This window comes from Kastovskya adunca, assembly GCF_059505785.1.
In genome coordinates this window covers 177,913-186,209 of record NZ_JCACLG010000047.1, presented here as the reverse complement: position 1 = coordinate 186,209, position 8,297 = coordinate 177,913, and the positions used below count along the sequence as shown (strand labels likewise).

Genomic DNA, 8,297 nt, shown 5'->3' with positions numbered 1-8,297 from the left:
GGGGTGCAGGGGTGCAGGGGTGCAGGGGTGCAGGGGTGCAGGGGTGCAGGGGTGCGGCGGAGAAGCAATAACCAACCCTATTCATCCTTCATACTTCACCCTAGCCTCCGGCAACGGCTTCGCCGAACATACTTCATACTTCCTTCCCTACTCTCCGACTCAGGACTCGCCGACTCTGTCTCTTTCTATAAAAAAGCATAAATTTCCCCCAAGAGACGTTTTCCCCTATCAATACAATTTCACTTGTGCTATAAATAAAGTCTTTGAGACAACTAGGTCGGAGTAAATCAGGCAGAATGAAACAAGTGGGAACTCATCTGGTCGTTGACGCATGGCAAGCGCCAGCCGATCTCCTCAATGATCCTGAGGGAATTCGCCGTGCCTTAATTGATGCGATTGCAGCTGGAGAAGCAACCCTGATTGATTTGTGTGTACACCAGTTTAGTCCCCACGGCGTGACGGCGACTGCCACCTTGGCAGAGTCCCATATCGCCATCCATACCTGGCCTGAACATGGGTATTTTGCGGCAGATCTATTCTTTTGTGGTCAAGGCAAGCCAGTAGAAGCGATGAAGCTCTTGAAAACGGCGCTTCAAGCCAAGCAAGTACGGATGAGAGAAATCCCCCGTGGCTTTGACAATACGGCAGAAGTGAACGAGCTACTAGAAGAGCCAGTCTACGAAACTATTGTTTGATCGGCTTTTAACAACTAAATAGGTTAGGTCTGTAGGGCAAGGAAAATCAAAACCTTGCCCTTTGTTATTTGTTAGTTATAAATATGTTGCCATAGGATCGAATTACTGCGGCGCTGGATCACGTTCTATACATTTGTAGAGCTTGGAGGTGAGGAGCGTGTTAGAAGTAATTTTAATTTTTATATTGGGTCTGATACCTCCTGTGCTTTCTCTATGGGGAATGCACAGAGCAAAAACGCGATCGCAAGCCAGACTGAGAGCCGCCACGCGAGCTGCAAGCGTATCACCAGGGTTATCAACAGCAGCAACGTTTCCCAGAAACCAAGTCCCACCAGACCGCTACTATCTTGATGGGGTGGGGTATCTCGTTGGTGACATTACCTGCCGATACAACGCTCGCTCACCGGACATCCGCTGCGCGGTTAACCCAAGTGGCCCTTGCGAAGAGTGCCACCACTATGAGCCGAAGGATTTTTAGGTTTTTAGTGCTGTTTGATAGTAAAAAATGCCGCGCATCTTTGACAACACTGTTAGGCAAGAGAAGAGCCGATTCTGCCTTACTCTATTTATCTAAAAATCGCCTACTATCTATCTCATGAAGTAAGAGCAGGGTTGTCCGCGCATCACATCCCCCGCGATGTTAAGAGTCAATTGTTTGACTTCCAAAAAGCCACTGTTCAGATTGCTGCTAAACCTTTAAAAAGAAAAACCGCGACGGCTACAAACTTTCTTTAACCAACGACTTGCTGCTAAAAGAACTAGGCAAAGCCCTCATCCGCACAGGCAACTTAGCCAGCCAAATCGACACATTTAACAATATTTATAACTACTGCAAAAATTATTGGTTTTGATGGGACTAGGAGTAGCAACCGCAGCGAACTATACCTTAAATCTCAACTTAGCCGCTCAAGAAAGCAGGCTGAACTCATAGCCTCCCAACCTAATAAAATGCCGAAATCAAGTAAATACAATCCCAATTAGAACCCGTCACCGGGTAGAAATCTCTTGGGGAGAGTTGCAAATCAGCTTAAGATAATAGGTGAAGGATATTTTAGGGAGATTTTATATGGCTTCAGATAATCAAAAACCACTTCAACTTCAAGCAAGCCACGAGCAGCAAAACTCGGAGTACATAACATTAGACACCCAAGAGCCAGGAGGGCTTCAGGTTTATCAATCCCAAATTGCACCTCTACCAGGTCGTAGACCAATCGCGGATAATACCAATCCTGACGAGATGAACGCTCTTATTGGTTATTTAGATTAATAAAAGTAGTTAGCAACTGAGTGTTGATTAATTTTAGGGTGGAAGCCAGCTTTTTCCGCCCTCTTGCCCGTTTATGGTCTCTTAGGCACATCTGACTTCCTCCAGCAGTAACCTTAGGGTTACCAAGATGAGAACCTAATTCTTCCTTCCAGTTCAACCATTTTTCCGAGTACGTTCTAAGCTAGATCCCATAGTCGGAAATTTTTCAGCAAGCTTTTTGACTTGTTTGCACCACCACCAGTCGCTCTGTAGCTACGAAGAGTGAATTGATGATCTATACCACTGAACAACTGATTCAGATTCTTGAGCAGGAACTCCGAGCAAATTGGAAAGGAGAACGGATTCTGCTCTCATCGGAAAACCGCATCAATGATTCAGTACTTGCTAAAGCTTTAGGACAAAGCAGGCTCAGTAAGGTCTTTGCCTACCAAGACTTTCGGGAGCAAATTCATCAATATCAGCAACAGCATCAGGTTTCTGGGTTGGTGTGGCGCGAATGCACGTTTAATGAATTTAGCGTCCGCTTTCCGGAACTGCATAATCAGTTGATTGCGATTGAGAGGGATAAGGAAATCCTCTTTGCCTCTAAAGCGGCAGTTTTAGACTTCTGGCGTCAAGCAACGGAGGATATGACCTACTGGTTAGCTGGTTACGATCCCCAACGAACAACGCCTGAGTATGTTGAGGAGTTGGTGCAACAAGCCGAATGGACTGAACTTGATGCCGCGCGGACAGAGCTTTATCTGGGTTTGTGTTGGGGTAACCCTAAAGAGTGTCACTATCAGTGGGCGCGACCAACTTCTGGGTGCGAACGGATTATTGCGGCGGCAACTGAACCCAGCTCGATCAGGGTATATTGATGAAATTAAGCTTTTTGGTAATTTCTGGAGATGAGCAATGCCAGCGGCAGTCGGTGTAATTGAGACATTGGGATTTCCTTCAATACTTGCAGCGGCAGATGCAATGGTGAAAGCGGGTCGCGTTACCTTGGTTTCCTTTGATAAGGCAGAAAGAGGCAACTTTTTTGTTGCGATTCGGGGCCCGGTGGGGGAAGTGAATCAGGCGCTAACGGCAGGAATTGAGGCAGCCCAAAAAGTTTATGGCGGTCAAGTGATGCTCCACTACATCATTCCCAATCCTCCAGAAAATATTGAATCAGTCTTACCAATTGCATATACCGAAAAGGTAGAGCGGTTCCGCTAGCCGCCACAGGAATACTACGTTAGAGGCATCACTATCACCCCAATCAGGGGCGAAGCCTCGTACAATAAACTCTGAGTTGACTAAAGCTTATTAGATTTAGGAGAGCGGCGATGCCAATGGCGGTAGGGTCGATAGAGACAAAGGGTTTTCCTGCTGTACTTGCAGTGGCAGATGCAATGGTCAAGGCGGGTCGCGTCACGCTAGTGGGTTATATCCGCGTGGGTAGTGCTCGCTTTACCGTCACTATTCGGGGAGATATCTCGGAGGTAAAAGCGTCGATTGAAGCAGGAATTGCTGCGGTAGAGCATGTTTATGGTGGAGCGTTGGAATCTTGGGTGATTATTCCTCGTCCCCATGAGAATGTGGAATGCGTTTTGCCGATTGGCTTTACTGAAGCCGTGGAGCACTTCCGGGAGGCTGTGGAACAGCCGCGCCGAATAGGTGGTCAATCAAATGTCGTACTGGATTAGTGAATTGTAAGCTGGGTAATGCCCACCTGAGTTGAATGTCACTGACTTGAGCGGCAAATAGTTGTTCTTGAGAAATACCCAGCTTGGGGGCTTCCCCCCCACTGGGGAGCCTAGTGCCTCCGCCAGATCCCCTGCACAAGAATTGATCTCGTTTGTGATGAATTTTCTTAAGTCAGTGCCATTGCACCTGAGTTTTTTAGCCCTTATCTAACCCGACGACGTTTGATTTTAACAGGGCGTGGGCGGACGGGAGCATCAGTTTCAGTTTCGTCGGCTTCCCGAAGCTGGCGGCTAATTTGTGTAAAGGTATCTCGTTGTACGTAAGGATAATCGCTCACCCAGAGATTTTGGCTAGGGATATAGATATCGCTGATTTTGGTGATGCTGCTGAGATCGGGTTGATTGGACATGACGAGCATCTCAGCGATTTGACCGGGGGCGATCGCTTTATGGGTACGGCGTAGTGGTGCTTGCAATTGGGCGGTAAATCCGCTTTCGTCTCCAACGTCTAAATTTAAGCGTCGCTCTCGGTTTTCGACAATGACTAATTCGCCGCGATTATTGACGGTTTCCTCGGTGCCAACTAGCTCCTCTGTGACAAAAACATCTAGGACGCGCCCGTGCCAGAAGCCACTGTATTTATAGCGGCGTGTCTCTAGATTACGCATACTCGCCGAGTAAATCGGCCCCCACAACCAGTACAATCCGGCACCAATACCCAGTAGCAAGCGTAACGGGTCAAATCCGTTTCCCAAAATCAGTCCTAAAATTAAAATGACAACGATGGCTAAAACAGAAACCAACAGTCGTTTTAAAACATCAGGTAACTTTCCCCAAAAGTAGCCATACTGCGAACCCGTAGCAATGATGGGAATCAGTTGTTCAAACTTCTCGCGGGTGAGTGGAATTAACATGTTTAGTCGTTTGACAGGATCTTTTCTAAACCATAAACCAGAGATTTGAGTTGAGTGACTTTACGAATCGCCAGTAGTACCCCTGGCATGTAGCAGTTGCGATCGCTAGTGTCGTGACGGAGGGTGTAGGTTTCTCCGGGAGAGCCAAAAATAACTTCCTGGTGAGCAATTAAACCGGGGAGGCGGATGCTGTGAATGCGAATGTTGTCATCGGCAAGCCCACCTCTAGCACCAGGGAGTTTTTCGGTTTCTTTGACGGCGGGTGGGTTGTAAGTTTTGCCTAAACCTGCAAGCATCTGAGCTGTTTTGATGGCGGTACCACTGGGGGCGTCGGCTTTTTGGTTATGGTGTAGCTCGATAATTTCGACGTGGTCGTAGTGTTGGGAAGCCTGTATGGCGGCTTGCTGTAGCAACACCATTCCAATTGAGAAGTTGGGGATAATCAACGCCCCTGTGCTGGCTTTTTCCGCAAACTCTGCTAAGTCTTGAATTTGTTCGGGACTTAGTCCTGTGGTGCCAACTACCGGACGGACACCATAGGCGATCGCTGCCCGCACATTGTCATAAACGCCCTTGGGGTGAGTAAAGTCCACCATCACTCCCTGCACTTTCTCTTGGGTGGCAAGTACCAGCGTCGCTTGCAAATCATTCAAAATTGGGATTTCCACAGCTCCGCAGCCAGCGACTTCCCCAGCATCTTGACCAAGATATTCAGGATTGCGGTCGATTGCCCCCAGCAAGGTCATATCTTCCGATTGGGACACGGCTTTAATTACTTCGCGACCCATTTTGCCCGCCGCACCATTGACGACTACTGGAATTAGGGATTCATTCGCCATAACTTCAATCTATTTGTGGGGACTCATCAAGGGCATTCTAGACTAAGTTTGTCGTCTCGGAAGCAATGGGTTTGGTGGTTAAGAGATAAAGATAGGAACGAAAGAGCGATCGCCTCTGGTAAGATTTGCACCACATAACCTGAAGCTGAGACTTTCTGTTTACTGCCAATCGCTTTACTTCTCTTGATAGAGATTGATCTACTCCTAGGCGTGATGAGGAAATCATTCTCAACCTCCACAATTGTAGAGAGAAAGATATTTAGCCTTAACAAAAACAAATCAGTAATAACAACGGAGAATTCATGACTACTTCCAGAACTGCTCACCATTACAAACGAGCTATAGGTGTATTTAATACTCGTGCAGATGCAGAAAGAGCACTCCACGATATGAAAGGTGCTGGTTATAACCTAGATGATGTTTCTATCATTGCGCGGGAGACCGGGCAAGTCAGCGGCACAGATGTTCATGAAGATAATGTTGGCAACAAAGCTGGAGAAGGTGCAGCCACAGGTGCCGTTACGGGTGGTGCCTTAGGTGGTTTGACCGGCTTATTAGTCGGCTTAGGTGCTGTAGCAATCCCTGGAATCGGCCCAGTCATGCTAGCTGGTGCCGGAGCAACTGCACTCGCCACTACCTTGTCTGGGGGTGCGATTGGTGCCCTTGCTGGTGGCTTAGTGGGTGCCCTAATTGGATTAGGAATTCCTGAAGAGCATGCCAAAGTTTACCGCGATCGCGTTTCTGATGGTGGCTATCTCCTGATGGTTACAGGCACCGAAGATGATATTCGCCAGGCTGAAACCCTTCTGCATAAGCGTGGAATTGAAGAGTGGAGGGTCTACGATGCTCCTGACGTTAGAACCAGCTCTACTACTACTGCTACCACTACAGCTACCCCTGTGGTTGGAACAACTCCCCCTACCACCACAGCTAACCCTGTAGTCGATACAACTACCACAAAGCGTACAGTTACCAATGATGTCCACGAAAAACGAGAGGTTATTGCCAACGAGCCAGAGGTTGTAATTATTGATCGTCGCGACGATGTGCGCTAGAGCTAAATAGCGATCGCCTCTTGTTCGGTCGCTCCAAATACGGAAAATTTGGTTCTAAACCTCAGGGCGCGTAATTAGTTATGCGCCCTTCATATGTATATCTGCCCAGAAAAACGCTACAATAGTACAGAGGTACTAATAGCGTTTTCAGATGCTCACTGTCACTCGACCAAAAACAACTGAACTTTTAAGTTGCCACGACAAAGCAACAATTGCTGCGGTGTTGAGCTGGGATTTGGCTGGTGAAATTACCCCGGAAGAAATCGAAGCGATTCGCTTAGAGGGGGAGTGGGTAATTGTACGGCTCAACTTTCGTCGTGCGGTGCCGCTCCACCGGGACGCATTTATCAATATTTTGAATCAACAACGGGCGTGTGGACAGTGCTGATACACCGACGTTTTTTGTGAGGTATCTGAGTTGACGCTCCCAAACCCAACATTGATTTGATACACAAAATTGTCGAGAAGCCTAGGTTAAACCCCTACCTCAAAGACCGTAAAATCCTCTCCCCGGTTGAGAAGAGAGGTGACGCTCATCTTCGTTAAAGTAGAAGTAAGGCAGCATATACAGCGTTTCAAGTTAGCTTCCATCTGCTGTCATGCACGAAGGGGTTAATAAAACTCTCTCCTCAGCACTTTCAAAACAGGCGATCGCCAATAGAGCGAGTCCAGGTTTTGCGTATTTCTTTTATAGAATTTGGAGCAATATCTTGTCTAACCCAGTAGTGGCAGACAAACTGACTTCCTCATCATCTAATATCCGTTCCGCTCGCTTGTGGATGCCAGAACAAGTCTTGTTTACACCAGCCGCACTAGATGAACCATGGGGTCAGCAAATCTTGGCGCGGGTGCAAAGCCTCGGCTTACCAGTAGAAGCATTAACTCACAACCGCCTAACAGGTTTGCGGGGTGAGGATGAGCGTGCAACCTATGATATCGCCAAGCGGACTCTCGCCGTTGTCACAGCCCCCCCTTCCCAGCTCAAGCTGAGTCCGATACCGCCTTCTGCCGATTGGCAATTTCACCTCGCCCAAGGTTGTCCGGCGCACTGCCAATACTGCTATCTCGCGGGCAGTTTATCTGGCCCGCCAGTGATTCGCGCCTACGCCAATTTGCCGCAAATTCTGGAGAATTTAGCTGCCTACGAGCAAAAAGATCAGGTAACGACCTTTGAAGTCAGTTGCTATACCGATCCCTTGGGAATCGAGCATCTAACTGGGAGTTTGGCTGAGTGTATCCGCTACTTCGGCACCAGAGAAGATGGATATCTGCGTTGGGTGTCCAAGTTTGACGCGGTTGATGAACTCCTCGATTTACCCCACAACGGTCATACGCGCTGCCGTGTGAGTGTTAATGCCGCACCTGTTTCCGGTCGTTTCGAGGGGGGTACGGCGTCAGTATCCTCACGGCTTCAGGCATTGCGTAAGTTAGCGCTACCACGCGCTGAGGGTGGGGGTGGTTATCCCATAGGGGTAGTCATTGCACCGATTATGGCTGTAGAGGATTGGCAGATGCACTATACTCGCTTGCTTGATGAGATGAGTGAGGTACTGGATTTTGATAGTGATTTGACGTTTGAACTCATCTCCCACCGCTTCACGCCGGGGTCGAAGGACGTATTGCAGACTTGGTATCCCCACTCCAAGCTGGATATGGATGAGGAGAACCGTAGTGTCAAGCGCAATAAGTTTGGCGGGACGAAGTATGTCTACGATGGAGACACAATGAAGGGGCTGCGGCGCTTTTTTGAGGGAGAAATTAGCCGTCGCTTTCCCAAGGCTCATATTTTGTACTGGACTTAGAGGGCGTCAGCGCCTCAGATCCTCGACTTCTTAGAGAAGTCGGGGATCTTCA

General features: G+C 48.2%; 13 protein-coding genes. 10 read left to right on the top strand and 3 right to left on the bottom strand.

Annotated elements, in window-relative coordinates; translation table 11 throughout:
- The 7 genes from AC5JR3_RS18740 to AC5JR3_RS18710 all read left to right on the top strand — a co-directional run.
- Nucleotides 1-201, top strand: a 201-nt coding sequence (locus tag AC5JR3_RS18740; protein WP_495848069.1) for a hypothetical protein, incomplete at its 5' end; no start/stop codon positions are given.
- Nucleotides 202-296: 95 nt separating this feature from the next.
- Nucleotides 297-695: an adenosylmethionine decarboxylase gene (gene speD, locus AC5JR3_RS18735; protein WP_495848068.1), complete on the top strand. Its 399-nt coding sequence runs from the start codon at nt 297-299 to the stop codon at nt 693-695.
- Nucleotides 696-852: 157 nt separating this feature from the next.
- Nucleotides 853-1,173 (top strand): DUF6464 family protein, encoded by a 321-nt coding sequence (locus tag AC5JR3_RS18730; RefSeq protein ID WP_495848067.1) that lies wholly within the window; start codon nt 853-855, stop codon nt 1,171-1,173.
- A 588-nt stretch (nt 1,174-1,761) separates the two neighbouring features.
- Nucleotides 1,762-1,962, top strand: a complete 201-nt coding sequence (locus AC5JR3_RS18725) for a hypothetical protein (protein ID WP_495848066.1) — start codon at nt 1,762-1,764, stop codon at nt 1,960-1,962.
- 269 nt (nt 1,963-2,231) lie between these two features.
- The gene (locus AC5JR3_RS18720) at nt 2,232-2,822 is read left to right on the top strand and encodes a hypothetical protein (RefSeq protein WP_495848065.1); all 591 of its coding nucleotides are present in this window, start codon (nt 2,232-2,234) and stop codon (nt 2,820-2,822) included.
- Between the two features lie 37 nt (nt 2,823-2,859).
- Complete coding sequence (locus AC5JR3_RS18715; RefSeq protein ID WP_495848064.1) at nt 2,860-3,165, top strand: carbon dioxide-concentrating mechanism protein CcmK; 306 nt, start codon at nt 2,860-2,862, stop codon at nt 3,163-3,165.
- Nucleotides 3,166-3,275: 110 nt separating this feature from the next.
- Nucleotides 3,276-3,635, top strand: a complete 360-nt coding sequence (locus AC5JR3_RS18710; RefSeq protein ID WP_495848063.1) for a carbon dioxide-concentrating mechanism protein CcmK — start codon at nt 3,276-3,278, stop codon at nt 3,633-3,635.
- A 203-nt stretch (nt 3,636-3,838) separates the two neighbouring features.
- On the opposite strand, the gene AC5JR3_RS18705 is transcribed toward AC5JR3_RS18710, so the two are convergent.
- Genes AC5JR3_RS18705 through AC5JR3_RS18695 form a run of 3 tightly spaced genes read right to left on the bottom strand, consistent with a single transcriptional unit; the run spans nt 3,839 to nt 5,614 of the window.
- The gene (locus AC5JR3_RS18705) at nt 3,839-4,549 is read right to left on the bottom strand and encodes a DUF8619 family protein (protein ID WP_495848062.1); all 711 of its coding nucleotides are present in this window, start codon (nt 4,547-4,549) and stop codon (nt 3,839-3,841) included.
- Between the two features lie 2 nt (nt 4,550-4,551).
- Nucleotides 4,552-5,388, bottom strand: coding sequence for a 4-hydroxy-tetrahydrodipicolinate reductase (gene dapB, locus AC5JR3_RS18700; protein ID WP_495848061.1), 837 nt, complete (start codon nt 5,386-5,388; stop codon nt 4,552-4,554).
- A 37-nt stretch (nt 5,389-5,425) separates the two neighbouring features.
- Nucleotides 5,426-5,614, bottom strand: coding sequence for a hypothetical protein (locus tag AC5JR3_RS18695; RefSeq protein ID WP_495848060.1), 189 nt, complete (start codon nt 5,612-5,614; stop codon nt 5,426-5,428).
- A gap of 76 nt (nt 5,615-5,690) precedes the next feature.
- On the opposite strand from AC5JR3_RS18695, the gene AC5JR3_RS18690 reads away from it, so the two are divergent.
- From AC5JR3_RS18690 to AC5JR3_RS18680, 3 genes are all read left to right on the top strand, one after another.
- Nucleotides 5,691-6,443: a DUF1269 domain-containing protein gene (locus AC5JR3_RS18690; RefSeq protein ID WP_495848059.1), complete on the top strand. Its 753-nt coding sequence runs from the start codon at nt 5,691-5,693 to the stop codon at nt 6,441-6,443.
- A gap of 151 nt (nt 6,444-6,594) precedes the next feature.
- Complete coding sequence (locus tag AC5JR3_RS18685) at nt 6,595-6,831, top strand: hypothetical protein (RefSeq protein WP_495848058.1); 237 nt, start codon at nt 6,595-6,597, stop codon at nt 6,829-6,831.
- Between the two features lie 391 nt (nt 6,832-7,222).
- The gene (locus AC5JR3_RS18680) at nt 7,223-8,245 is read left to right on the top strand and encodes a spore photoproduct lyase family protein (protein ID WP_495848080.1); all 1,023 of its coding nucleotides are present in this window, start codon (nt 7,223-7,225) and stop codon (nt 8,243-8,245) included.
- Nucleotides 8,246-8,297: the final 52 nt, after the last annotated feature.